This is a genomic window from Rubrivirga sp. (assembly GCF_965213695.1).
In the GTDB taxonomy this organism is placed as follows: domain Bacteria; phylum Bacteroidota; class Rhodothermia; order Rhodothermales; family Rubricoccaceae; genus Rubrivirga.
The window spans coordinates 348,117-371,751 of record NZ_OZ243912.1; the positions used below are offsets into that span (position 1 = coordinate 348,117).

The 23,635-nt window shown below is 74.0% G+C and carries 20 protein-coding genes; 14 read left to right on the forward strand and 6 right to left on the reverse strand.

Features of this window, described 5'->3' with window-relative positions:
* Positions 1-85: 85 nt before the first annotated feature.
* Complete coding sequence (locus tag ACOOHE_RS01495; protein ID WP_420456032.1) at positions 86-1,051, reverse strand: Gfo/Idh/MocA family protein; 966 nt, start codon at positions 1,049-1,051, stop codon at positions 86-88.
* A 274-nt stretch (positions 1,052-1,325) separates the two neighbouring features.
* Between ACOOHE_RS01495 and ACOOHE_RS01500 the strand changes: the two genes are divergently transcribed.
* Both ACOOHE_RS01500 and ACOOHE_RS01505 read left to right on the forward strand, forming a co-directional pair.
* Complete coding sequence (locus ACOOHE_RS01500) at positions 1,326-2,336, forward strand: LacI family DNA-binding transcriptional regulator (protein WP_420456033.1); 1,011 nt, start codon at positions 1,326-1,328, stop codon at positions 2,334-2,336.
* Complete coding sequence (locus ACOOHE_RS01505) at positions 2,315-4,804, forward strand: beta-mannosidase (RefSeq protein WP_420456034.1); 2,490 nt, start codon at positions 2,315-2,317, stop codon at positions 4,802-4,804. The genes ACOOHE_RS01500 and ACOOHE_RS01505 overlap by 22 nt, the downstream gene beginning before the upstream one ends.
* Here the strand turns inward: ACOOHE_RS01505 and ACOOHE_RS01510 are convergent.
* Both ACOOHE_RS01510 and ACOOHE_RS01515 read right to left on the reverse strand, forming a co-directional pair.
* Positions 4,795-5,976: an MFS transporter gene (locus ACOOHE_RS01510; protein ID WP_420456035.1), complete on the reverse strand. Its 1,182-nt coding sequence runs from the start codon at positions 5,974-5,976 to the stop codon at positions 4,795-4,797. The two genes, ACOOHE_RS01505 and ACOOHE_RS01510, sit on opposite strands and share 10 nt — an antisense overlap.
* 16 nt (positions 5,977-5,992) lie before the next feature.
* A complete protein-coding gene (locus ACOOHE_RS01515; protein ID WP_420456036.1) occupies positions 5,993-6,598 on the reverse strand; it encodes a pyridoxamine 5'-phosphate oxidase family protein in 606 nt (201 codons plus the stop codon).
* A gap of 555 nt (positions 6,599-7,153) precedes the next feature.
* On the opposite strand from ACOOHE_RS01515, the gene ACOOHE_RS01520 reads away from it, so the two are divergent.
* On the forward strand, positions 7,154-8,308 hold the full coding sequence (locus ACOOHE_RS01520; RefSeq protein WP_420456037.1) for an aminotransferase class V-fold PLP-dependent enzyme: 1,155 nt from the start codon (positions 7,154-7,156) through the stop codon (positions 8,306-8,308).
* Here the strand turns inward: ACOOHE_RS01520 and ACOOHE_RS01525 are convergent.
* Positions 8,254-8,481, reverse strand: a complete 228-nt coding sequence (locus ACOOHE_RS01525) for a hypothetical protein (protein ID WP_420456038.1) — start codon at positions 8,479-8,481, stop codon at positions 8,254-8,256. The two genes, ACOOHE_RS01520 and ACOOHE_RS01525, sit on opposite strands and share 55 nt — an antisense overlap.
* Positions 8,482-8,713: 232 nt before the next feature.
* On the opposite strand from ACOOHE_RS01525, the gene ACOOHE_RS01530 reads away from it, so the two are divergent.
* The 6 genes from ACOOHE_RS01530 (at position 8,714) to ACOOHE_RS01555 (ending at position 16,452) form a co-directional block, all read left to right on the forward strand.
* Positions 8,714-9,547, forward strand: coding sequence for an SDR family oxidoreductase (locus ACOOHE_RS01530; RefSeq protein WP_420456039.1), 834 nt, complete (start codon positions 8,714-8,716; stop codon positions 9,545-9,547).
* The gene (locus ACOOHE_RS01535; protein ID WP_420456040.1) at positions 9,544-10,170 is read left to right on the forward strand and encodes a hypothetical protein; all 627 of its coding nucleotides are present in this window, start codon (positions 9,544-9,546) and stop codon (positions 10,168-10,170) included. Before ACOOHE_RS01530 ends, ACOOHE_RS01535 begins: the two co-directional genes overlap by 4 nt.
* Before the next feature lie 19 nt (positions 10,171-10,189).
* Positions 10,190-10,483, forward strand: a complete 294-nt coding sequence (locus tag ACOOHE_RS01540; RefSeq protein ID WP_420456041.1) for a DUF971 domain-containing protein — start codon at positions 10,190-10,192, stop codon at positions 10,481-10,483.
* Positions 10,484-10,802: 319 nt separating this feature from the next.
* Positions 10,803-11,858 (forward strand): glycosyltransferase, encoded by a 1,056-nt coding sequence (locus tag ACOOHE_RS01545; protein ID WP_420456042.1) that lies wholly within the window; start codon positions 10,803-10,805, stop codon positions 11,856-11,858.
* A gap of 117 nt (positions 11,859-11,975) precedes the next feature.
* Positions 11,976-13,592, forward strand: a complete 1,617-nt coding sequence (locus ACOOHE_RS01550; RefSeq protein ID WP_420456043.1) for a CotH kinase family protein — start codon at positions 11,976-11,978, stop codon at positions 13,590-13,592.
* Between the two features lie 49 nt (positions 13,593-13,641).
* A complete protein-coding gene (locus ACOOHE_RS01555; protein WP_420456044.1) occupies positions 13,642-16,452 on the forward strand; it encodes a phosphoenolpyruvate carboxylase in 2,811 nt (936 codons plus the stop codon).
* A gap of 143 nt (positions 16,453-16,595) precedes the next feature.
* Here ACOOHE_RS01555 and ACOOHE_RS01560 read toward each other — a convergent pair whose 3' ends face one another.
* Positions 16,596-16,994 carry a hypothetical protein gene (locus ACOOHE_RS01560; protein ID WP_420456045.1) on the reverse strand — a complete coding sequence of 133 codons (399 nt, stop codon included), beginning with the start codon at positions 16,992-16,994 and terminating at the stop codon, positions 16,596-16,598.
* Positions 16,995-17,260: 266 nt separating this feature from the next.
* Positions 17,261-17,695 (reverse strand): Lrp/AsnC family transcriptional regulator, encoded by a 435-nt coding sequence (locus ACOOHE_RS01565; protein WP_420456046.1) that lies wholly within the window; start codon positions 17,693-17,695, stop codon positions 17,261-17,263.
* A 130-nt stretch (positions 17,696-17,825) separates the two neighbouring features.
* Between ACOOHE_RS01565 and hutU the strand changes: the two genes are divergently transcribed.
* The 5 genes from hutU (at position 17,826) to hutI (ending at position 23,615) form a co-directional block, all read left to right on the forward strand.
* Positions 17,826-19,505 carry a urocanate hydratase gene (hutU, locus tag ACOOHE_RS01570; protein WP_420456047.1) on the forward strand — a complete coding sequence of 560 codons (1,680 nt, stop codon included), beginning with the start codon at positions 17,826-17,828 and terminating at the stop codon, positions 19,503-19,505.
* Between the two features lie 2 nt (positions 19,506-19,507).
* Positions 19,508-20,056 (forward strand): hypothetical protein, encoded by a 549-nt coding sequence (locus ACOOHE_RS01575; RefSeq protein ID WP_420456048.1) that lies wholly within the window; start codon positions 19,508-19,510, stop codon positions 20,054-20,056.
* Positions 20,049-21,569: a histidine ammonia-lyase gene (gene hutH / locus ACOOHE_RS01580; protein ID WP_420456049.1), complete on the forward strand. Its 1,521-nt coding sequence runs from the start codon at positions 20,049-20,051 to the stop codon at positions 21,567-21,569. The genes ACOOHE_RS01575 and hutH overlap by 8 nt, the downstream gene beginning before the upstream one ends.
* Positions 21,570-21,717: 148 nt before the next feature.
* Positions 21,718-22,386: a hypothetical protein gene (locus ACOOHE_RS01585; RefSeq protein WP_420456050.1), complete on the forward strand. Its 669-nt coding sequence runs from the start codon at positions 21,718-21,720 to the stop codon at positions 22,384-22,386.
* Complete coding sequence (gene hutI, locus ACOOHE_RS01590; protein WP_420456051.1) at positions 22,383-23,615, forward strand: imidazolonepropionase; 1,233 nt, start codon at positions 22,383-22,385, stop codon at positions 23,613-23,615. The genes ACOOHE_RS01585 and hutI overlap by 4 nt, the downstream gene beginning before the upstream one ends.
* Positions 23,616-23,635: the final 20 nt, after the last annotated feature.

Consider the following 23,635-nt stretch of genomic DNA (forward strand, 5'->3'; position numbering starts at 1 on the left):
GAATCCGGGTGGAGTGTGGGAGGAGGAAGTGTCCGCTCCCACGCTGGCCGGCGCCGGAGCAACCGGACTCGGGAGGGCACCGGCTCTAGATCGCGTCCGACACCCGCGCGAGGTGGTCTTGGACCGCCAGGCTCGACGCCCACGGCACGACGGCCGACTGCTGCCGCCCCGCCAGGATGTCCTCGCCAGCAGCCCGGACCTCGAACTCGAAGCCGAGGCTCTCGCGCCCGTCGTCGAAGTGGTCGACGCGCTCGTCGCCGTGCCAGAGCGAGCACGCGCGGGCGCGGAAAAAGTCCGGGATCTCGACCGTCCCCTCGTCGCCGATGACCCAGGCCGCGTTCGGGAGCCGACCGCGGAACGACGTCGCCAGCGTCGCGACGGCGTCGGGGTAGTCGAACCGCATCGTCACGTCGTCGTCGACGCCGGTCGGCGCGCGGTGGGCGACGGCCGAGATGGCGGTCGGGTGTCGCTGGAGGAACAGCCAGGCGAGCGAGACCGGGTAGACGCCCATGTCCAAGAGCGCGCCGCCCGCCAGGTCCGGGTTGTACATCCGGCTCTCGGGGTGGGCGGGGTCGTAGGGGTGGCGGTAGCCGAAGTCGGCCTTGACGTGGAGGACCGTCCCGATCCGGCCCTCGGCCACCCAGCCGAGGGCCGTGCGGACGGCGGGGAGGAAGTGGGTCCACATCCCCTCCAACAGGTAGCCGCCGGTCTCGCGGGCGACGTCGACGAGCGCGCGGGCCTCGTCGGGCGTCGCCGTGAGCGGCTTCTCGCACAAAACGGCCTTGCCCGCGCGGAGCGCGTCGGCCGCATTCTCGGCGTGCAGCGAGTGCGGCGTGGCCACGTAGACGGCGTCGACCTCGGGGTCGTGGTAGAGCGCCTGGTACGAGCCGTGGGCGTGGGCGATGCCGTGCTCGCCGGCGAAGGCCTCCGCGCGCTCGGCCGTCCGCGACGCCACCGCGACCACCTCGCCGTTCTCGATGTGGGGGAACTCGCGGGCGAACGCCCCCGCGATTCCCCCCGTGCCGACGATGCCCCAGCGGACGGTGCTCATGGTCTCGGCTCGGGGGTCACGTGGGGAGGGTCGCCGGGTCGCGTGGGGAGGTCGCCCTCCGGACTCCGAACGAGCGGTCCGGGTTCGGGCGCGAGCCAGGCGTGGAGCTCGTCCCCCAGCCCGAGCGACCCCGCGCCCGTGCCGCCGGAAGGTTCTTGGACGGGGGAAGCATCGCCAGGTCGAGGCGTAGTAGGCTGCGGTCTGCCTGTCGGGCGCACTCCGTTACCTTCTCCCGCCGCCGGACGTCTGGACGTCTCCCCTCGCTTCGCACTTCATGGCCACCCTCAAGGACGTCGCGGCACGAGCGAACGTGTCGTTCAGCACGGTCTCGCGGGCGATCAACGAGCCGGGCCGCGTCAACGCCGACACGCGCGCTCGCGTCGAGGAGGCCATCCGGCACCTCCGCTACACGCCGCACCGGGCGGCCCGGCGGCTCCGGGGGCGGTCCACGCACGCCCAGATCTTCGGGCTCCTGATCCCGGACATCGAGAACCCGTTCTACTCCGGCATCGTCCGGGGCGTCGAGGACCGGGCCTACGCGGAGGGCTACGCGGTCATCCTGTCCAACACGAACGAGGACCTCGACCGCGAGCGGTTCTACCTCGACGTGCTCCGCCAGGAGGCCGCCGCCGGGGCCATCCTGCCCCCGCTCTCGGACGGGTCGCCGGTGCCCTACCACCCGGACGCGCTCGGCTTCCCCGTCGTCTGCTTCGACCGGCGGCCCGAGATCGACGGGCTCGACACGGTCGTCGTCGACAACGAGCAGGGCGCCTTCGACGCCGTGTCCCACCTGATCGGGCTGGGGCACCGGCGGATCGGGCTGGTGGTGGCGTCGCTCGACCTCTCGACCAGCCGCGAGCGGGCCGACGGGTACCGCCGCGCGCTCCGCGAGCACGACGTCCCGGTCGCCGAGGAGCTGGTCCGCACCGGCGAGCCGCGGAAGGAGGCCGGGCAAACGCTCTCGCTCGACCTCCTCCAATCGGCCGACCGGCCGACGGCCCTGTTCGCCGGCAACAACGTGATGGCGATGGGCGCGCTGACGGCGGCCCAGGCGCTCGGCTTGCGGATCCCCGACGACCTCTCGGTGGTCGGCTTCGACGACCCGCCCTGGGTCGAGCTGGTCACGACGCCCCTGACCACGGTGCGCCAGCCGGCCTACGAGATCGGCCGGACGGCGGCGGACCTGCTGCTCCAGCGCGTGGCGGACCCCGACCGCGCGTCGTCGGTCGTCGTGCTGCCGACGACGCTCGTCGTTCGCGCGTCGTGCGCGGCGCCGGGGGCGTGAGCGGGGCGCGGGTGCCGTTGGACGGGGCGTGGACCGCCGTCGGGTCGGACGGCTCCGAAGTCCCGGCGACCGTCCCGGGCAGCATCCACCTCGACCTGCTCGCGGCGGGCCGGATCCCCGACCCGTTCGTCGGCGACCACGAGCGGCACGTCCAGTGGGTCGGCAACACCGACTGGACGTTCCGGCGCGTGGTCGCGGTGCCGGAAGAGGTGCTCGATGCCCCTCGCGTTCTCCTGTGTGCGAACGGGCTGGACACGCTCGCCACGGTCCGGCTGAACGGAACGCCGGTGGCCGAGGTCAACAACATGCACCGCCGGTGGCGCTGGGACGTCCGCGAGCACCTCCGGCCCGGGGAGAACGTCGTCGAGGTCGCGTTCCGAAGTCCGCTCCCGGTCCTGGCCGAGCGGCAGGCCGAGCGCGCGCTGCCCGAGTGGCGCGGCGTGCTCGAGCCTGCCGGACGGGCCTACGTCCGCAAGTCGCCGGCGACGTTCGGGTGGGACTGGGGGCCGGTGTTGGTGACGCAGGGGATCTGGCGGTCGATCTGGCTGGAGGCGGTCCCGGTCGCCCGGGTCTCCGACGTCTGGGTCCGCCAGCGCCATCGCTCGGGAGCCGTCGACCTCTCGGTCGCCGTCGCGGTCGAGCGCTCGTCCGACGCGGCGCTCCGGGCCGTGTGCACGGTCGCCCTCGACGGCGCGGAGGTGGCCGGGGCCGAGGCGCCGGTCACGGGCGACACCGCCCGCTTCGAGATCGAGGTGGCCGACCCGGCGCTGTGGTGGCCGAACGGGATGGGCGAGCAGCCACTTTACACCGTCCGCGTCGAGGTGCTCTCCGAGGAGGGCCCGGTCGATGTGCCGGTCGATGTGGGGGAGCGGCAGGTCGGTCTCCGCACGCTCCGGCTGGTGCGCGAGCCCGACGCCTGGGGCGAGTCGTTCCGCTTCGAGGCGAACGGCGTCCCGTTCTTCGCCAAGGGCGCCAACTGGATCCCGGCCGACGCGCTCGTCACGCGCGTGACGCCGGAGCAGACCGACCACCTGCTCGGGAGCGCGGCCGACGCCCACATGAACATGGTCCGCGTGTGGGGCGGCGGCGTCTACGAGACCGACGGGTTCTACGACGCCTGCGACCGGCTGGGGCTGTGCGTCTGGCAGGACTTCCTGTTCGCCTGCTCCGCCTACCCGGCCGACGACGCGGCCTTCCGCGAGACCGTCCGCGCCGAAGCTCGCGACGTCGTCCGGCGCCTCCGCCACCACGCCTCGCTCGCGCTGTGGTGCGGCAACAACGAGATCGAGCAGGGCTTGGTCGGCGACGGGTGGACGGACGAGCACATGGGCTGGCACGACTACGACCGTCTCTTCAACGGTCTCCTGCCCGATGTCGTCCGCGACCTCGACCCGGGCACGGACTACTGGCCCGGCAGCCCCCACTCGCCCGGCAACCGCGACGAGTTCAACGATCACGCGCGCGGCGACGCCCATCTGTGGGACGTGTGGCACGGCCGCAAGCCGTTCGAGTGGTACCGGACGTGCGAGCACCGCTTCTGCTCCGAGTTCGGCTTCCAGTCGTTCCCCGAGCTGCGGACGGTCGAGGCGTTTACGGAGCCGGAGGACCGGAACGTGACGAGCTACGTCATGGAGTGCCACCAGCGGAGCCCGCCCGGCAACGCGCTCATCCTGCACTACCTGCTCGACTGGTTCCGCCTGCCGACCGACTTCGGGCAGACGCTGCGGCTGAGCCAGGTGCTCCAGGGGCTCGCCATGCAGCACGCCGTCGAGCACTGGCGGCGGTCGATGCCGCGCGGGATGGGCACGCTGTACTGGCAACTCAACGACTGCTGGCCGGTCGCGAGCTGGTCGTCCATCGACTATGTCGGGCGGTGGAAAGCGCTCCACCACCTCGCGCGCCGGTTCTACGCGCCCCTGCTGGTGTCGGGCGTCGAGGACGGAACGCGCGTGGTCTTGCACGTCACGAGCGACCTCCGCGAGCCGGTCGCCGGTGCCGTCGTGTGGACGCTGACCGACCTCGACGGCGCCGTCGTCCGCCAGGGGCGCCAGCCGGTCGAGGCTGCGCCGGCCGCGAACACGCTGGCCGGCGAGATCGACCTGGCCGACGAGATCAAGGAACACACGCCGCGCGGGCTAATGCTGTGGCTGGCCCTCGACGTCGATGGCGACGTGCTCGCTCGCAACCTCGTGTTGTTCGCTCGGCCCAAGCACCTCGCCCTGCGCGACCCCGAGATCGAGACCCACGTCGAGGCTGAGGGCGACGGCGTCCGGGTCACGCTCGCCGCCCGGCGCCCGGCCCTGTGGACGACGGTCGCGGTCGACGGCGCCGACGTCTGGCTCTCAGACAACGTCTTCCACCTCCGGCCCGGCGAGCCGCGGATGATCACGCTGCGCTCGGCGACCTGCCCGGTCGCCGACGTCGCCAGCCGGCTGCGGGTCGAGAGCCTTCGCGACACCTACGCCTGAGCCGGCGCGCCAGCGGGTGCCCGGACGCGGCGGAACGCGGCGCCCGCACCCGCCGCGACGACCACCGCCAGCCCGACCAGGACGCCGAACGACGTCCGCAGGCCGGCGGCCTCGGCAACGAACCCCAGGAGTGGCGGGCCGGCCAGGAACCCGAGGTAGCCCGCGCTCGCGACGGCCGCGATCCCGACGCCCGGCGGCAGCGGCGCCCGCGACGCCGCCCGGAACAGGGCCGGGATGACGGCCGCGAACCCGAGCCCGACCAGCCCGAACCCGACGACGGCCACGGCCACGGCCGGCGCGACGACGCACACGACGAGCCCGACGGCGCCCAGCGCCGCGCCGGCCCGCACCAGCGTCGCGTCGCCGACGCGGTCGGTCAGGGCGTCGGCGCCGAAGCGGGCGGCGGCCATCGTCGCCGAGAACGCCGCGAACCCGAGCGCGGCCACGGCCGGCGACGCCGCCAGCACCTCGCGAAGGAACACGGCGCCCCAGTCCGCCATCGCGCCCTCGACGACCAGCCCGCAGACGGCGAGCGCCGCCAGCCCGGCGACGGGCCCCGTCGGCAACGCGATCACCGGCTCGTCTGCCGTCCCCTCCCGCACCGCCGCCGGCTCGCGGACACCCCACCCCTGGGCCAGCGCCGCGCCGGCAAACGCGACCCCGGCCCCGCCGAAGTGGGCCACGAGGGGGACGCCGAGCGCCGCCGCGCCCGCGCCCAGCCCGGCCCCGACCATGCCGCCCAGGCTGAACAATCCGTGGCACGCGCCCAGGATCGTCACGCCGTCGGCCTCCTCGACCTCGGCGGCCCAGGCGTTCATCGCCACGTCCAGCAGCCCGCTCGCGAGCCCGACGCCGACCAGCACGGCCGCGAGCGACCCGAACCCGACCGCCAGCCCGGGCCCGAACACGACGACCGCGAAGAGGGCGAGCGCGCCCAGCGTCACCCGGTGCGCCCCCAGCCGCGACACCAGCGGCCCCGCCGCCGACGCCGACACGACGAGCCCGGCCGCCATCCCGAGCAGCGCCAGCCCCAATGCCCCCTCGCCCAGCCCCGTCCGCTCCTGGATCTCGGGGATGCGCGAGGCCCACGTCCCGTACAGGACGCCATTCGCCGCGAACGGGGCCGCGGCCGAGCGCAAGCGCGGCGTCCGCAAAAAAGACGGGCGGGTCATCGGCGGTCGGCGTCCGTCACGGCGCGGGCGCCCCGACGTCGGGCCAGGTGTACGCGCCGGGGAAGTCGGCGGGCGCCGCCTTCGTCTTGCCGGACCACGCCTCGACGTCGATCCGGAAGACGGCCGTCCGCGCCAGGTCGGCGTCGGTGGGCGGCTCGTAGTCGGCGCCGGGTGCGAGGTGGGCGGCGTACTTCGCCATCACGAGCGCGAGCCCGTGCCGCTGCTCGTCGGCGCGCTCGACGACCCAGCCCGAGCCGAACGCGACGACGCCGGCGTACTCGACCGAGAACTCGAGCGCGCGGTCGTCCGGGAGGAGCCGGCCGATCTCGAAGACGGAGAAGCAGACCGGGGCCGGCGCGAAGAGGGCGACGTTGGCCGCCGTCCGCCCGACGTGGGCCGTGTGGAGCCAGATGGTCCCGAGCCCGTCGCCCTCGTCGTCCTCGTAGACGAACAGGTTGGTGTTGAGGAACGGCCGCCCGTCGCGCGCGGTCGCGAGCGTCCCGACGGCGGCCGTCCGCAGGCGCTCGCGGATCCAGGCGTCGTCGGCGCCGCGGTCGCTCCGGCGGAGGGCGGTGGGCGACTGGCGGTCGGCGCGGGCGAGGGCGTCGGCGTGGCGGGGCATGGAGACGTCGGGGGACGGGCCGAAGCTAGAGCCGCTGGCGGGACGAGGCGCGAACCCAGCGCGGCCGGGCGACCCCATGCTGAACCGCCTCCGGCCCGGACCCCCTGCTCCCCTTCCAGTCGCGGAGCCCGCCCTGAGCGGAGCCGAAGGGCTCCCAGGTCGGGGAGCTGTTCCCCCTCAAGGGCAGGGCCGTTAGGTTCTTTGTCGGCCATACAAACAACAGCCGTCATTGACTGGCGCCGTCGCTTCGCGGTCCCGCGCACGCGGGAATCCATCGGGTGCTCCGTCTCGGCGAGCGCCCCCCCTATGGATCCCCGCGTGCGCGGGGATGACTGTCGTTTTGTGTAGGGATACGACTCGCGCCTGAGAACGTAGCGGCCCTGCCCTTCGAGGGGGACCGTCCGCCCGCTGAGCGGAGCGAGGGGCGTGCGGACGGGGGGCCGCCAGCCAGTGCCGAGGCGTCGTTCGGGCGTGCGCTCGGCCTGCCGGCTGCGGGCTCGCGACGGCGCGGCCCTCGGGGCTCGTCTACTTTCCGCGTCCCCCTCCGCCGCCTCCGTGCTCGCTCCCCAGGCCGACCTCTTCTCGCTGCCCGACGACCTCCACTACCTCAACGCGGCCTACATGAGCCCGCTGCTCCGGTCGGTCGAGGCGGCCGGCATCGAGGGCGTCCGCGCCAAGCGGGTCCCGACCGACCTCGGCCCGGCCTCGTTCTTCGACGCCGCCGACCGCGTCCGCGGGCTCGTTGCCCAACTCCTGGACGACCCCGACGGCAGCGACCGCGTCGCGCTCGTCCCGGCCGTCTCGTACGCGATGGCGACCGTTGCCCAGAACCTGACCGTCGAGGCCGGGCAGACTGTTGTGGTCGTGGCCGAGCAGTTCCCGAGCCACGTCTACCCCTGGCGCCGGCTGGCGGCCGAGGCCGGCGCCGAGGTGCGGACGGTCGAGGCGCCGGGCCCGCTCGGCACGCCGGGCCGGACGGACGAGTGGAACGCGCGCCTGCTCGACGCCATCGGGCCGGAGACGGCGCTCGTGGCCGTCCCCAACGTCCATTGGGCCGACGGGATCGTGTTCGACCTGGCGGCCGTCGGCGTGCGGTGCCGCGAGACCGGCGCCGCGTTCGTGGTCGACGGGACGCAGTCGGTCGGTGCCCTCCCGCTGTCGGTCGCCGAGGTCCGGCCGGACGCGCTCGCGGTGGCCGGCTACAAGTGGCTGCTCGGCCCGTACGGGATGGGCGCGCTGTGGCTCGGCGAGCGGTTCCGCGACGGGCGCCCGCTCGAGGAGAACTGGATCGGGAGGGCCGGCAGCGACCGCTTCGACGGGTTGACGGACTACCAGGACGCCTACGCCCCAGGCGCCGTCCGCTTCGACGTCGGTGAGCGGTCGAACCCGATCCTGCTCCCGATGCTGGCCGCCGGCCTCGACCAGATCCTGGCGTGGGGCGTCGGCGCCGTCCAGGAGACCTGCCGGGCGCTCTCGGACCGGATCGTGGACGGCGCGCGCGCGCTCGGCTACGGCGCGGCCGACGACCGGGCCGGCCACCTGTTCGGGCTCCGCCCGCCCGACGGGGCGTCACTCGACGCGGTCCGCCGGTCGCTCGACGCCCACCGCGTGTCGGTCTCGGTCCGGGGCGGCGTCCTGCGGGTGTCGCCCCACGTCTACAACGACGCCACCGACGCCGAGGCGCTGCTCGCCGCGCTCGGCTCGGCCTGATCCGAGCCCGACCGGAGCGCCTTCTTCACGTCGTCGGCGACGCGGTGGACGAGGTGGGACAGGTCCGCCTCGCCGTCGGTCGCCAGGCGGTCGGCGAACCTGTGGAGGCGGTCGGGGTCGGGTCGCATGAGGCTCGACGGATCGGGGTCGTCGGACAGGGCCAGGGCGGTCATTGTCAAGAAGGGGTGCCAGGGATTGGGGCCTATATACGAGCGTCGAGCGACCCACGGCCCTGATGGTTTCCTGAGACCCAGGGCTGTCGCGGCCTCTCCCGACGGCGTCCCCTCTCCACCCGCATGTGCCGTATGTGTGAGGGGGAGCTCCTTCGGGAAGGAGCGATGGCCCTGTCCTGAGACCTCGCCCGCGTGGGCCGGGCCTACCTTCCCGCCTCCCCTCCCCACGCGCATGGCCTCCCTCTCCGGCAAGACGATCTTCCTCACCGGCGGCAGCCGCGGCATCGGCCGGGCCATCGCGATCCGGGCCGCTACGGACGGGGCGAACGTGGCCATCGCGGCCAAGACGGCCGAGCCGCACCCCAAGCTGCCCGGGACCATCCACACGGTCGCCGCCGAGATCGAGCAAGCCGGCGGCCAGGCGCTCGCGCTCCAGGTCGACGCCCGCGACCAAGACCGCGTCGCCCAAGCCATCGCCGAGACGGCCGACCGGTTCGGCGGGATCGACGTCGTGGTCAACAACGCGAGCGCCATCTTCCTGGCCGGGACCGAGGCCACGCCGATAAAGCGCTACGACCTGATGCAGGAGGTCAACACGCGGGCCACGTTCTGCGTGACCCAGGCGGCGCTCCCGCACCTGACCGCCAGCGCCAAGGCCGGCCGGAACCCGCACGTCCTGGTCTTGAGCCCGCCGCTCAACCTGGACCCCCGGTGGTTCGGCCCCCACCTCGCCTACACGATCTCGAAGTACGGCATGTCGATGTGCGTGCTCGGCTGGGGCGAGGAGCTGAAGGACGACGGGATCGCGGCGAACGCGCTCTGGCCGCGGACGACGATCGCCACGGCCGCCGTCAAGTACGCGCTCGGCGGCGACGCCATGATGGACCTGAGCCGGACCCCCGACATCATGGCCGACGCGGCCCACGCCGTGCTCACGATGCCGTCGACCCGCACCGGCAACTTCTTCATCGACGACGAGGTGCTGGCGGAGGCCGGCGTCACTGACCTCTCGGGCTACGCCGTCACCCCGGGCGCGACCGAGTTCATGCCGGACCTGTTCTTGTGACGGGCACGGTCCTCGGCTACGACCCCGGGGGCAACGGGAAGCACGGCGTCGCCCGCCTGACCGTGGCCGCCGGCGAGCCCCGGACGCTCGACGTGGCCACGATGGGGACCGTCGAGGACGTGGTCCGCCTCGTCGAGGCCGAGGCCCCGCTCGCCGTCGGCGCCGACACGCTGACGTGCTGGTCGACCGGCCCGAGCGGCTGGCGGCCCGCCGACCGCTGGCTCCGCGCGGCGTACCCGGCCTCGCAGCGGAGCGTCGCCTCGCCCAACTCGCTCTACGGGTCGATGAGCCTGGGCGGGATGGCCGTCCTGCTGGCGGCCCGGTCCCGCGACGCCGACGTGCCGATCACCGAGGCCCATCCGAAGGCGCTCTACCGCGCCTTCTGGCACCGCCACTACGACTACGCCGTCGAGGCCCGCTCGATGGACGCCGACCTCGGCGCGGTGCTCGGCGTCGAGGTCCGCACAGGAACCGACCACGAGTGGGACGCCGCCGTCGCCGCGCTCGCGGCGCTCCACCTCCTCCGCGACGACTGGCCGCGCGACCTCCACGCCCTCCCCACCGCCGACGGCGAGCGCCTGGTCGCGCCGTGCGGCCCCACACGCTTTGTCTGGCCCGAGTAACCCGCCCCGCCCCGTCCGCTTGGAAGCCTCCGCCGAGGACCAGCAGCTCACGGTCGAGTGGGCGGATGGCCACGTGTCCGTCTACTCGTACGAGGGGCTCCGCCGCGCCTGCCCGTGCGCCGAGTGCCGGGGCGGCCACGCGGGCATGGCCGAGCCCGTCGACCCCGTCGTGTTCGAGCTCCCGTCGCTGATGACGTACGAGATCCGGGAGCTCCGCCCGGCCGGCCACTACGCCTTGCAGATCGTCTGGGGCGACGGCCACGGGTCGGGTCTCTTCCGGTGGGAGACGCTGCGGGGGTACGACCGGACCTGAACGGCTGGCGGGAGCGCCGGCGAGCGGGGGAGGATGAAAAGGCTGGAGGGGACGGAGGGGATGGAAAGAGAACTCCTCCGGCCCCTCCACCCCTTCCGCCCTCTCTATCCCAGCAGCGCCGGGAGCGCCACGCCGGCCACCCAGAAGCCGACGGACGTGCCGAGCGCCGTCCCCAGCGAGCCGACCAGGCCGAGAACGCGCTCGCCCTGGCGGGGCCGGCGGGGGCACGGTCAGGCCGCGCCCGATCCGGTCCCGGGCCGTCCCCGATGGCGTCGCTGGCGTGGGCGCCGCACCTTGCGGGTCCCCCCTCTGCCGTCCCGTGACGCGCCTGCTGTTTATCGACCCCGTGTGCCCCCGCTCGTACGACGCCCGGGCGCTGTTCGACCGGGCTCTCGGCGAGACCGAGGCCAGCGTGGTCCGGGTGGCCGAGGGGCTGGCCCAGCGCGGCCACCGCGTGACGGTGGCCCAGTGCGGGCGGCGGTGGCCGTCGCGGTCGCCGGGCGGCGTGGCCTACGTCCCGTTCGACTACTACGGGCGGTGGGACCACCTCCCGAGCGCGGACGCCGTCGTCGTGCTCCGGCAGCACAAAGTGTTGGCCCGGGTTCGGAAGCGCTTCCAGGACGCCCGGCTCGCGCTGTGGGTCCACCGCACGCCTGGGAGCAAGCGGCGGGCCCTGGGCGAGACGGCCGTCGCGACCGACGCGACCATCGTCTGCGTGTCGGACGCCCACCGCGCCATCGTCCGGGACACCCTCGGCGCCACCGGCCGCGGGGCTCGGACGGCCCGGGTCCACAGCCCGGTCGACGACGCGCTCGCGCCGGACGACACGCCGGTCGACCCGGACAAGCTGGTCGTCGTCGCCCACCGCCCCGACGGGCTCGACGAGGTCCTCCGGGCCTTCGGGCCCGTCCGCGCCCGCCGCCCCCGCGCCCGGCTCTACGTCGCCGGCTGCGGGAGCGGGCCGGCGCCGGGCCTGCCCAACGTGGTCTCGCTCGGTCCTTTGCCGCACCGCGAGGTGGTCCGCCACGTCCGGCAGGCGTTCGCCGTGTTCTCCCCGCAGGCGGCGGCCGAGGACACGTTCGAGCTGGGGTTCGCCGAGGCGAACGCCGTCGGCACGCCGGTCCTGGCCCATCCGCACCCGGCGGCCCGCGAGGTCCTGGCCGAGTCGCCCGGCGAGCGGCGCCAGCTCGTCGACGCCCGGGACCCGGAGGCGGCGGCCCGGCGCCTGGCCCGGTGGTGGGACGAGGGCCGCCCGGCGGTCTCCACCCCGCCCGCGTTCCGCACGTCGCGCGTCGTGGCCGACTGGGAGCACCTGCTCGGCGTCCCCCGGAGCCAGCCGAACGTGCGCCGGACGAGGAGGCTGGCGGTGGCCTGAGGGCGGACGTCGGGACCCGGGGGCACCGCGATGTGCCCACCGCGTACCCCCGCTCGTCGGATCTTTTCCGGTCCAAGCGGCACGTCGCCGTTGATCCCACCACCTGCTGTCGTCCCCATGCGCCGCTTTTTGCTCCTCCTCCTCGTCGCCGCGCCCGCGCTGGCACAGGACGTCGAGTTCACGTCGTCGAACCTCCCCATCGTCCTCATCGACACCGACGGCGCGGAGATCCCGGACGAGCCCAAGATCACGGCCCGGATGCGGATCGTCGACAACGGGCCGGGCCAGCGGAACGCCGTGACGGACCCGCCCAACGACTACGACGGGTGGATCGGGATCGAGGTCCGGGGGTCGAGCTCGCAGCGGTTCCCGAAGAAGCAGTACGGGATCGAGACGCGGACCGAGGGCGGCGAGGACCTTGACGTCTCGCTCTTGGGCTTCCCCGAGGAGGAGGACTGGGTCCTCTACGCCCCGTACAGCGACAAGACGCTCATGCGCAACGTGCTCGCGTACGGCCTGGCCCGGCGGATGGGCCGGTACGCGAGCCGGACCCGGTTCTGCGAGGTCGTCCTCAACGGCCGGTACCAGGGCGTCTACGTGTTCATGGAGAAGATCAAGCGCGACGACGTGCGCGTCGACATCAACAAGCTGAAGGAGGACGAGGTCGAGGGCGACGACCTCACGGGCGGCTACATCTTCTCGCTCGACAAGACGACGGAGAGGTCACCCGCCATCGGGTGGACGTCGCCGTTCCCGCCGCCGGCGCCCACCGGGCTCCCCGTCTTCTACCAGTTCGAGGTGCCCGACGCCGACGACATCGTGCCCCAGCAGGCGGCCTACATCGAGGGGTTCATGACGGCGTTCGAGACGGCGATGGCCTCGGACCAGTTCGAGGACCCGGAGGTGGGCTACCCGGCGTTCATCGACCTGGGCTCGTTCGTCGACTTCTTTATCGTGACCGAGGTGGGCCGGAACGTCGACGGGTACCGGCTGAGCTCCTTTTTCCACAAGGACAAGGACTCGAACGACCCCCGGCTCCACGCCGGGCCGGTGTGGGACTTCAACCTCGCGTTCGGCAACGCCGACTACTACGACGGCCACCGGAACACGGGGCTCCAGGTCGATTTTGCCCTGCCGTACGAGTACCCCGTCCCGTTCTGGTGGCCGAAGCTGTCCGAGAGCGCCGGCTTCCGGGCCGCGCTCCGGGCGCGGTGGGACGAGCTCCGCACGGGCCCGCTCCACACGGACTCGCTCATGGCCGAGATCGACGCGACCGTGGCGCTGCTGGACGAGGCCCAGGCCCGCAACTTCGAGCGGTGGCCGATCCACGGCGTCTACGTCTGGCCCAACGCCCACATCGGCGAGTCGTACGCCGACGACGTGGGCTTCCTGAAGGCCTGGCTGGGCAACCGGATGGGGTGGCTCGACGGCGAGGTCCGGCGCGAGATCGTCGCCGTCGAGCCGGGCGTCGACGCCGGGTTCGCGCTCTCGGCCCCGCGGCCGAACCCGAGCGGCGACCGGGCCCGGCTGACGCTGGCGCTCGACGGCCCCCAGAACGTCACGGTCGACGTGTTCGACGTCCGGGGCCGGCGCGTGGCCCGGCTCTGGGACGGCCCGCTCGCCGACGGCGCCGAGCTGGCCGTCGACACGGCGGCGCTGCCGGCGGGCGTGTACCTCGTCCGAGCCGTCGGGGCGGTGGCGTCCGCGAGCCGCCGGCTGGTCGTCGTGCGGTAGGCTCGGGCGGAGAGGCGGGTACCTTGGCGGTCCCGTCTGCCCGTCCCCCGTGCCCGACTCCGCCCTCGAGGCCGCCCGCTCCGCCGGGCTCACCGACGTCCACGCCCGCCGCGTCGCGCTCGTTGAGCGCCTGGTGCTCCAGGTCGCGCGCGAGCGCTACGGCGACGGCCCGGCCGACCTCGCCGCCGGCTGGCTCGACCGCGTCCGCGAGGACGGGCCCGCCGCGTTCGATGCCCTCGGGGCCGAGATCGAGGGCGAGTCAGTCGAGACGCTGACGGCCGTCTTGCGGACGCTGACGGCGTACTTCCACCTGGTCAACAAGGCCGAGCAGATCGAGATCGTCCGCGTCAACCGCGAGCGCGAGATGGAGGCGAGCGCCGACGCCCCGCGCGGCGAGTCGGTCCAGGAGGCCGTCGCCGATCTCAAGGCGGCCGGGCGGACGCGGGACGAGGCGCTCGCGCTCATCGGCCGGCTCGACATCCAGCCGACGTTGACGGCGCACCCGACCGAGGCGAGGCGCCGGACGGTCCTGCTCCACCAGCAGGAGGCCGCCGCCGCGCTCGACCGGCTGACGGCCCCGGAGGGCACGTTCACGCCGGCCGAGATCGACGCCGCCCGTGCCGAGGCGCTCGACCGGCTCCGGCTGCTCCTCGCCACCGACGAGGTGCGGCCGGCCGCCGTGACCGTTCGCGACGAGGTCCGCCACGGCCTTTACTTCGTGGCCACGACCATCTGGGACGTCGTCCCCCGGATCCACGCCGACCTCCGCCGCGCGCTGGGCCAGAGCTACGGCGACGCCCCGGCAGATCTCCCCCCGTTCCTGCGCTACCGCTCGTGGATCGGCGGCGACCGCGACGGCAACCCGAATGTGACCGCCGAGGTGACGGCCTGGACGCTGCGCGCCCACCGCGAGGACGCGCTCCGCCTCCACCGCCGCGGGCTCGACCAGCTCCGCCTGGACCTGTCGGTGAGCGACCAGCAGGTGACGTTCCCGGACGCGCTCTGGGACTCGGTCGAGGCCGGGCGCGAGACGGCGCCGCTGCCCGAGCGGCGGTGGCGCCAGAACGCCCACGAGCCGATCCGCCTCAAGGTCATGCAGATGGCGCACACGCTCGACCGGCTCATCGAGACGCTGCCCGACGGCGACTCGGGCCAGCCGCGCAGCCCGGGCGCGGCGCCGGCCTACGACGCCGCCGCCTTCCGCGCCGACCTCGATCACATCGCCGAGAGCCTGGAGGCGGCCGGCCTGGGGTCGCTCGCCGAGTCGGGCGCGCTCGCCGACGCCCGGGTTCGGGCGGCGACGTTCGGGTTCCACCTCGCCGCGCTCGACTTGCGCCAGCACAGCGCGCTCCACGAGACGGCCGTCGCCGATCTTTTGGACCGGGCGGACGTCGAGCCGGACTACGCGGGACTGGACGAGGCCGACCGGGTGGCCCTGTTGACGCGCGAGCTGGCGAACCCGCGCCCGTTCATCCGCCTCGGCGGCGAGGTCGGCGAGACGACGGACCGGGTGCTCTCGGCGCTGCGTGTGGCCAAGGCCGCCATCGAGGCCGAGCCGGCGTCCATCGGCTCGACCATCGTGTCGATGACGGACGCGGTCAGCGACATGCTCGAGGTGCTGCTGCTGGCGAAGGAGGTCGGCCTGTGGCGGCGCCTCGCGGATGGGACAGTCGAGAGCCCCATCGACGCGGTCCCGTTGTTGGAGACGATTGCGGACTTGGAGGCCGGGCCGGAGTTGCTGGCGGCGCTGTTCCAGAACCCCGTGTACCAAGCCCACCTCCGCGCGCGCGGGGGGATGCAGGAGGTCATGCTGGGCTACTCCGACTCCAACAAAGACGGCGGCTACTGGCAGGCCAACTGGTCGCTCCACAAGGCCCAGGGCGCCATCGCCGAGACGTGCCGCCAGCACGACGTCGACCTGCGGTTTTTCCACGGGCGCGGGGGGACCGTCGGGCGCGGCGGCGGGCGCGCCGGGCAGGCGATTCGCGCCATGCCGCCCGTCGCCCAGACCGGGCGGATCCGCTTCACCGAGCAGGGCGAGGTCATCTCGTTCCGCTACGCGCTCCCCGGGATCGCGCGGCGTCACTTGGAGCAGATCGTCCACGCCCAGCTCGGCGCCCTCGCGGATTCCGAGCGCCGGCCGGACGCCGCCGCCGCTCCGTCCGACGACGCCCACGCGCTGATGGAGCGGCTGGCCGACCGCTCGATGGACGCCTACCGCGCGCTCATCGACGCCGACGACTTCTGGCCGTGGTACGCCGCGGCCACGCCCATCGCCCACATCGCCGGGCTCTCGATTGCGTCGCGGCCGATCTCGCGGAAGGGCGTCGGCGAGCTCGACTTCGCGGGGCTCCGCGCGATCCCGTGGGTGTTCTCGTGGACCCAGCCGCGCTACACGGCGCCCGGCTGGTACGGCGTCGGCGCGGCGCTGGCCGAGGCGATCACCGGCGACGACCTCGCGCTGCTGCGCGAGCTCCAGGACGAGTGGCCCTTTTTCCAGGCCATCACGGGCAACGCGCTCCGGGAGATGGCGCGGGCCCGGCTGGTCGTCGGCCGGCGGTACAGCGCGCTCGCCGAAGCGTCCGGCGCGAGCCCGGCGCCGTTCCAGTCGGTCGAGGCCGAGTTCGCTAGGGCCGAGACGGCGCTCTTGCGCGTCGTCCGCCGCGACACGCTGCTCGACCCGAAGCGCGCCATCGCGGCCACCATCCGCTACCGGAACCCGGCCACCGACGTGCTCAACCTGGTCCAGCTCGACCTGATGCGCCGCTGGCGGGCGACCGACGCGCCCAGCGACGCGCTCCGCCGGTCGCTCCTGCTGTCCGTCAACGCCATCGCCGCCGCCATGCAGTCGACGGGCTGAGCGGCCTCATACCGGCTCTGATGGTTTGTGCCTCTGGCCGCTCGTCACCGCGAGGCCGCTCCCGGCGTCCCCTCTCCCTCTGGGAGAGGGACAGGGTGAGGGGCCGTCGCCCGAGCGTGAGGCACAAACTCCGGGACCTGGTATCACGCCTCGGCCAGCGCCCGGGGGTCGAGGCCGAGCCAGAGCGCCGCTTCGTCTCGCGACGGGGCCGTGTGGTAGCTCCGGTCGAGGTCCCGCGTCAGCTGCTCGAACAGGCGCAGCAGGATGCGCACCGTCTCCTTGGTGGTCACGAACGCGACCCGGTTGTGCCCAACCCGGTCGGCGTAGACGTGCATGCAGCTGACGAGCTCGTCGAGCCCGTCGGGTTGAATGTCCACCGCGCGGGCGGCCGAGAGGTCCCAGACCTCGTTGAACCCGTCGTTCCAGAGCGCGTCCTCGACCATCTCGGTGCACCCCTCTGCCAGCTCGTAGCCCGTCACGTGACCCGTCCCGATGAGGAGCGCCGTTCTCGACTGGGAGAGGATCTTGACGTCGCAAGCCATGACGCCATGGAGGAGAGAGAGCGGCCAAGGTACCTCCCGCGTTGCCAGATACGCGCCGCTCGCCGACGTCAGCGCAGGGCGAGCGCGTACTCCCTCTACCTTGTCATCCGGACCGCGCAGCGACGGCGCAGCCAACGGAGTGGAGGATCTCAACGCCGAACCTTCAGGCTTCCAGTACCGGTGCTGGAGTCCTGGAAGCCCGAGTCGAGATCCCTCGCTCGCGCTCAGGATGACAGGGCGAGGGGAGGTTGCGGTGGTCGTGGGCGTCAGTGCGGCGCGACGGGTCGGCGCGCGACGGGCGTCGACAGGATCATCTGGGTCACGGGCTCGCCGAGCGGGAGCAGCGTGTCGATGAGGGCCTCCAGCGCCTCCATCGAGGCGACCGCCACGACCATCAGCAGCGACGAGCTGCCCGTCGTTCGGTGGCACACCAAGACTTCGTCGAGCTCCAAGATCCGCTCCAGGCTCCGGCCGTAGCGCGCGCGGTCGACCTGGAGGTGGAGCACGGCCTGGACGGGCCGCCCCAGCTGGGCCGGGTCGACGGCGGCGTGGTAACCCGTGATCACGCCGTCGGCTTCGAGCCGGGCCAACCGTTCCGAGACGGCCGGCGGCGACAGGCCGACGCGGCGGCCCAGCTCGGCGTAGGTCAGGCGGGCGTCTTGCTGGACCTCGTGCAAGAGGCGGTGGTCGAGAGCGTCCATGTCGGTAAGATCGTCGGCGGCGGGCCGCAATCTCCGACGGATCGACGGCGGATGCCGGTCACTGCTGTGGATCGGGTCTGGGCTCGCGCGGTCCCGGCGCCTAGTCTGTGGGTGGACCCGCCCCACCGCCATGACCGTCGACACGCCCACGATCCGCGCGCCGCGCGGCACCGACCTCTCGTGCAAGGGCTGGCACCAGGAGGCCGCGCTGCGGATGCTGATGAACAACCTCGACCCCGAGGTCGCCGAGCGGCCCGACGACCTGGTCGTGTACGGCGGCTCGGGCAAGGCCGCCCGCGACTGGCCGGCGTTCCACACCATCGTCGAGACGCTCCGCCGGCTGGAGGACGACGAGACGCTGCTGATCCAGAGCGGCAAGCCCGTCGGCGTGTTCCGCACCCACGACCGGGCGCCGCGCGTGCTCTTGGCCAACTCGTGGCTCGTGCCCCGGTGGGCGACGTGGGACGCCTTCCGCGAGCTCGAAGCGGCCGGCCTGACGATGTACGGTCAGATGACGGCCGGCTCGTGGATCTACATCGGCACCCAGGGCATCCTCCAAGGCACGTACGAGACGTTCGCGGCCTGCGCCCGGACCCACTTCGCCGCCGCTGACGGCAGCGGCGGCGACCTGAGCGGCCGTCTCGTGGTCACGGCCGGGCTCGGGGGGATGGGCGGCGCCCAGCCACTCGCGGCGACCATGAACGGCGCGGCGTTTTTGGGGATCGACGTGGACGAGGGGCGGATCCGGCGGCGCGTCGAGACCGGCTACTGCGACCGCATCAGCCACGACCTCGACCAAGCGCTGGACCTGGCGGAGGGCGCACGCCAGCACGGCGAGCCGCTGTCGGTCGGGCTCGTCGGCAACGCGGCCGAGGTGCTGCCCGAGCTGGTGCGGCGGGGCGTCCGGGTGGACGTGGTGACGGACCAGACGAGCGCCCACGACCTGCGCGTCGGCTACGTCCCGGCCGGGGTCTCGATGAGCGAGGCCGCCGCCTTCCGCGACGCCGACCCGGCGGCGTACGAGGAGGCCGTGCTCGACAGCATGGAGGCGCACGTCACGGCGCTGCTGGCGCTCCAGCGGGCCGGCGCCGTCGCCTTCGACTACGGCAACAACCTGCGCGGCCAGGTCGCCGACCGCCGCGGGCGGACGGACGCCTTCGAGATCCCGGGCTTCGTGCCCGAGTACATCCGCCCGCTCTTCTGCCGGGGCTCGGGCCCGTTCCGCTGGGCCGCGCTGAGCGGCGACCCCGCCGACATCGCCGCGACCGACGCGGCGCTCCTGGCCCTCTTCCCCGAGAACGAGCACCTGGCGCGGTGGATTCGGCTGGCCCAGGAGAAGGTCCAGTTCCAGGGGCTGCCCGCGCGGATCTGCTGGCTCGACGTCGGCGAACGGGCCCGGGCCGGCGCGCGGTTCAACGCGATGGTGGCCTCGGGCGAGGTCAGCGCGCCACTCGTCATCGGCCGCGACCACCTCGACACGGGCTCAGTCGCCAGCCCCAACCGCGAGACCGAGGGGATGCGCGACGGCTCGGACGCCATCGGCGACTGGCCGCTCTTGAACGCGCTCCTTAACACGGCGTGCGGGGCGTCGTGGGTGAGCCTCCACCACGGCGGCGGCGTCGGCATCGGGTACTCGATGCACAGCGGGATGGTCTGCGTCGCCGACGGGACCGACGCCGGGGGCGAGCGCCTCCAGCGCGTGCTCACCGCCGACCCCGGCACCGGCGTCATGCGCCACGCCGACGCCGGCTACGAGGTCGCCATCGAGACGGCCCGCGAGCACGGCCTCGACCTCCCCAGCCTCCCGTGACGATGACGAACTCCCACGACGGAACCGCTGGGCTCGGCCGCCAGGCCGTGGCCCTCCTCGCGCTGTCTCTGCTCGCGGGCTCGGTCGTCGCCTGCGAGTCGTCGCCCGGCGTCTCGGCCTCGGCGACCGCCGAGACGGACTCGACGGACGTCCGCACGCGCTGGGTCCTCGACCAGGCGCTCGACGCCGCGCAGGAGGCCACGACCCTCGCTCGGGACGTGCGCTCGCTCCAAACCGCGGACGCCGCGTTCGACGCGCCGCGCGCGGTCGAGACCCTGAGCGGCGTCTCGTTCTGGGCCGGGACGGCGGCGGCTCACCTCGAGACGTACGCCCGGCTCGAGGGCATCCCGCCCTTCCACCCCGACCGCGTCCCTTCGGGCTCGCCCTCGGAGGCGGTCGACCAGATGACCGACGAGCTGTTCGCGCTGACGGAGAGCCTGGGCCGGTACGTCCGAGCGCGCGCCGAGGGCGCCGAGGGCGACTGGGACAGCGTGGAGGAAAACGCCGAATGGATCCTCGCCGCCGGCGACCGCCTGCGCTCCGATGGCTAACGGCCTCCGCCTCGCGACGCTCGACGCCGACCTCGCCGCGTCGCTCGACGCCCTCCGCGCCGACCTCGCGGACGCCGACGGGCGCGTCGCCCGGAGCCGTCGGCGGGTCGAGACGGCGCTGGCGGACGGCCACGCGCACTACGGGCTCAACACGGGCTTCGGCGCGCTCAAGTCCGAGCGGATCGGCCCGGCGGACGTGGAGCGGCTCCAGCTCAACCTGCTCCGGTCGCACGCCTGCGGCGTCGGCCCGCCGGTGCCCAGGCCGATCACCCGGCGGATGGTGGCGTTCAAGGCGCACGCGCTCGGCCTCGGGTTCTCGGGCGCGTCGCCGGCCGTCGTCGCGGGCCTGCTCGATCTCCTGGACCACGACCTGATCCCGGTCGTCCCGGAACAGGGGAGCCTGGGCGCCTCGGGCGACCTGGCGCCGCTCGCGCACCTCGCGCTCGTGCTCGTCGGCGAGGGCGCCGTGTGGGGCGAGGCCGGCCCGGTCCCGGCCGCCGACGCGCTGGCGGACGCCGGCCTTGAACCCGTCGCGCTCGGCGCCAAGGACGGGCTCGCGCTCATCAACGGGACCCAGTTCATGCTGGCGTTCGCCGCCGAGGTCGCCGCCCGCGCCGCCCGGCTGGCGACGACCGCCGACATCGTCGCGGCGATGACGCTGGAGGCCCGGTTGGGGTCGGCCCGGCCGTTCGACCCGCGCGTGGCCGCGCTCCGCCCGCACCCCGGCCACGCCCAGACCGCCGAGGCCGTCCGCCGGGCCCTCGCCGGGTCCGAGATCGGGCCGAGCCACGCCGGCTGCGACCGCGTCCAGGACCCGTACTCGATCCGGTGCGTGCCCCAGGTCCACGGCGCCAGCCGCGACGCGCTCGCCTTCGCCGCGGCCGTCGTCGAGCGCGAGCTGAACAGCGTGACCGACAACCCGCTCGTGTTCGACGTCGAGGGCAAACCGGACGTGGTCTCGGCGGGCAACTTCCACGGGCAGCCGCTGGCGCTCGCCCTCGACACGGCCGCCATCGCCGTCGCCGAGTGGGCGTCGATCTCGGAGCGTCGGACCTACCTCCTGGTCGACGGCGGCGACGGGCTCCCGCCGTTTTTGGTCGAGCGCTCGGGGTTGCAGTCCGGGTTCATGATCCCGCAGTACGTCGCGGCGTCGCTCGTGAGCGAGAACAAGACGCTGTGCCACCCGGCCTCGGTCGACTCGATCCCGTCGAGTCGCGGCCAGGAGGACCACGTGTCGATGGGCGCGTGGGGCGCGCGGAAGGCGCTCCGCGTGGTCGAGAACGCCGAGCGCGTCTTGGCCATCGAGGCGCTGTGCGCGGCGCAGGCCCTCGACCTCCGCCGGCCGCTCCAGGCCGGGCGCGGCGTCGAGGCGGCCCGCGCTGCGGTCCGCGAGCGCGTCGCCTTCCGCACCGACGACACCGCGTTCGAGCCCGACCTCGCGGCGGCCACCGCCCTCGTCCGCTCCGGGGCGCTGGCAGCGGCGGCCGAGGCCGAGGTCGGACTGTTGCCGTGAGGGGTTGGGGTTCGCAGGGACGAGAGCTCGGCGGACGAGGCCGGACGTTGTACTCTGGCGCGGAGTCGCGCTGGCGAGGGGAGTCCCAACGCTCGACGTCTCGGTCGAGCGGGGTCGCCCAGCACCCGAACCCTGAACCGAACTCCGAATGCGCCTGCTCCTCTTCTGCCTCCTCCTCGCCGGCTGCACCGGCACGGCCGAGGCGCCGCCCGCCGGCCCCGCGGTCGACCGCACGGTGACGGGCCGCGTCGTCGCGGTCGACCTCTCGCCGATGGCCTACGACGGCGACGCCCTCGTCGACGTCCAGCCCGACAGCGGGGGCGCCCCGGTCAAGGTCCACGTCCCGGCGCGGCAGAACCTGTGCGTGGCGTCCATCGACGCGCTCGACGCCGTGGTGCCCGGCGACCGCGTCGAGGTCCGGGGCGCGGGGGGCGAGGGGATCGTGACGCCGTGTGAGGGCGAGGACCACGTCTTCCGCGTGACCGAGCGGGCGGAGCCGCGGGCGGGGACGTTCCGCGGCGTGTTCGAGGCCGGGTTCGAGACGTCCGCGTTCCGCCCCTGCGACCGGCCGGGCGAGACGTGGTGGCTCCTGAGCGACGAGGCGTTCTTCGATCAGTTCGACGCCATCCGCCAGCGCGAGGCGCCCGACGGCGGGCGCGGGCTCCGCCTGTTCGTCGAGGCGACCGTCGTCGGCACGCTGAGCGACGCGGGCCAGTTCGGCCACCTCGGCCAGTACGCCCGCCAGCTGACGGTGACGGAGACGCGCGACATGGTCTACCTCGGCCGCGACCTCGACGCGCTGCCGTCCTGCCGATGACCGTCCTCGCCGACATCGGCCAGCTCGCGACGTGCCCGCGCGACGGGCGCGACGCCGGGCTCATCGACCACGCCGCGCTGGCGTGGGACGCCAGCCGCGTCGTCTGGGCCGGGCCCGAGGCCGAGCTCCCCGACCGCTTCGCCGACGCCGAGCGCCAGTCGGCCGGCGGGCGCCTCGTGATCCCGGGCTTGGTCGATTGCCACACGCACCTCGCGTTCGCCGGCGACCGGGCCGACGAGTTCGTCGAGCGGATCCGGGGGACGCCCTACCTCGAGGTCGCCCGGCGCGGCGGCGGCATCCTGAAAACCGTCCGCGCGACGCGGGCGGCGTCCGACGACGTGCTCGAGGCCGGCGCGCGCGACCGGCTCGGCGCCATGCTCCGCCAGGGCGTCACGACGGTCGAGGCCAAGACCGGCTACGGCCTCACCACGGCCGACGAGCTCCGCGTCTTGCGCCTCTACCGTCGGCTCGGCGAGGAGGGGCCGCAGCGGATCGTCCCGACGCTGCTCGCGGCCCACGTCGTCCCGCCCGAGTTCGCCGCCGACCGCGCGGGCTACGTCCGCCTGATCACCGACGAGATCGTCCCTGCCGTGGCGGCCGAGGGGCTGGCCGCGTTCGTCGACGTGTTCGTGGAAGACAGCGCGTTCACCGCGGATGAGGCGCGGGCGGTGTTCGCGGCGGCGAGGGCGCACGGGCTCGGGGCGAAGCTCCACGCCGACCAGCTCTCGGACACGGGCGGCGCGGCGCTGGCGGCCGAGGTCGGTGCGGCCTCGGCGGACCATCTGGAGTGCGTCTCCGACGACGGCATCCGGGCGCTCGCCGAGCGCGGCGTCGTCGCGGTCAGCTTGCCGATCGCGACGCTGGTGCTGGGGCAAGAGCCGCTGCCGGCGCGGCGGCTGCTCGACGCGGGCGCCCGCGTCGCCGTGGCCACCGACCTCAACCCGGGCTCGGCCCCGTCTTCGAGCCTCGGCCTCGCGCTGTGGCTCGCCTGCACGCGCCAGCGGATGACCCCGGAAGAAGCCCTGCGCGGCGCGACCGCCGAGGCCGCCCGCGCCCTCCGCCTCGACGACGGAACGGGCTCGCTCGCGCCCGGCGCCCCGGCCGACTTCGCCGTCCTCGACGCGCCGTCGCTCGACGTCTGGCTCTCGACGTGGCGTGCCGAGCCGGTCGCCCGGACCGTGATCGCGGGGGAGACGGCGTGGTCGACGGGCGCGAGGCACGAGGCATGAGGCGCATGCCTCATCCATCG

Excerpts from the sequence above, each read along its gene's own strand:
- ACOOHE_RS01495 (WP_420456032.1), bottom strand. The coding sequence starts at position 1,051 with ATGAGCACCGTCCGCTGGGGCATCGTCGGCACGGGGGGAATCGCGGGG.
- ACOOHE_RS01500 (WP_420456033.1), top strand. The coding sequence starts at position 1,326 with ATGGCCACCCTCAAGGACGTCGCGGCACGAGCGAACGTGTCGTTCAGC.
- ACOOHE_RS01510 (WP_420456035.1), bottom strand. The coding sequence starts at position 5,976 with ATGACCCGCCCGTCTTTTTTGCGGACGCCGCGCTTGCGCTCGGCCGCG.
- ACOOHE_RS01515 (WP_420456036.1), bottom strand. The coding sequence starts at position 6,598 with ATGCCCCGCCACGCCGACGCCCTCGCCCGCGCCGACCGCCAGTCGCCC.
- ACOOHE_RS01525 (WP_420456038.1), bottom strand. The coding sequence starts at position 8,481 with ATGACCGCCCTGGCCCTGTCCGACGACCCCGATCCGTCGAGCCTCATG.
- ACOOHE_RS01530 (WP_420456039.1), top strand. The coding sequence starts at position 8,714 with ATGGCCTCCCTCTCCGGCAAGACGATCTTCCTCACCGGCGGCAGCCGC.
- ACOOHE_RS01550 (WP_420456043.1), top strand. The coding sequence starts at position 11,976 with ATGCGCCGCTTTTTGCTCCTCCTCCTCGTCGCCGCGCCCGCGCTGGCA.
- ACOOHE_RS01560 (WP_420456045.1), bottom strand. The coding sequence starts at position 16,994 with ATGGCTTGCGACGTCAAGATCCTCTCCCAGTCGAGAACGGCGCTCCTC.
- ACOOHE_RS01565 (WP_420456046.1), bottom strand. The coding sequence starts at position 17,695 with ATGGACGCTCTCGACCACCGCCTCTTGCACGAGGTCCAGCAAGACGCC.
- hutU (WP_420456047.1), top strand. The coding sequence starts at position 17,826 with ATGACCGTCGACACGCCCACGATCCGCGCGCCGCGCGGCACCGACCTC.
- ACOOHE_RS01575 (WP_420456048.1), top strand. The coding sequence starts at position 19,508 with ATGACGAACTCCCACGACGGAACCGCTGGGCTCGGCCGCCAGGCCGTG.
- hutH (WP_420456049.1), top strand. The coding sequence starts at position 20,049 with ATGGCTAACGGCCTCCGCCTCGCGACGCTCGACGCCGACCTCGCCGCG.
- ACOOHE_RS01585 (WP_420456050.1), top strand. The coding sequence starts at position 21,718 with ATGCGCCTGCTCCTCTTCTGCCTCCTCCTCGCCGGCTGCACCGGCACG.
- hutI (WP_420456051.1), top strand. The coding sequence starts at position 22,383 with ATGACCGTCCTCGCCGACATCGGCCAGCTCGCGACGTGCCCGCGCGAC.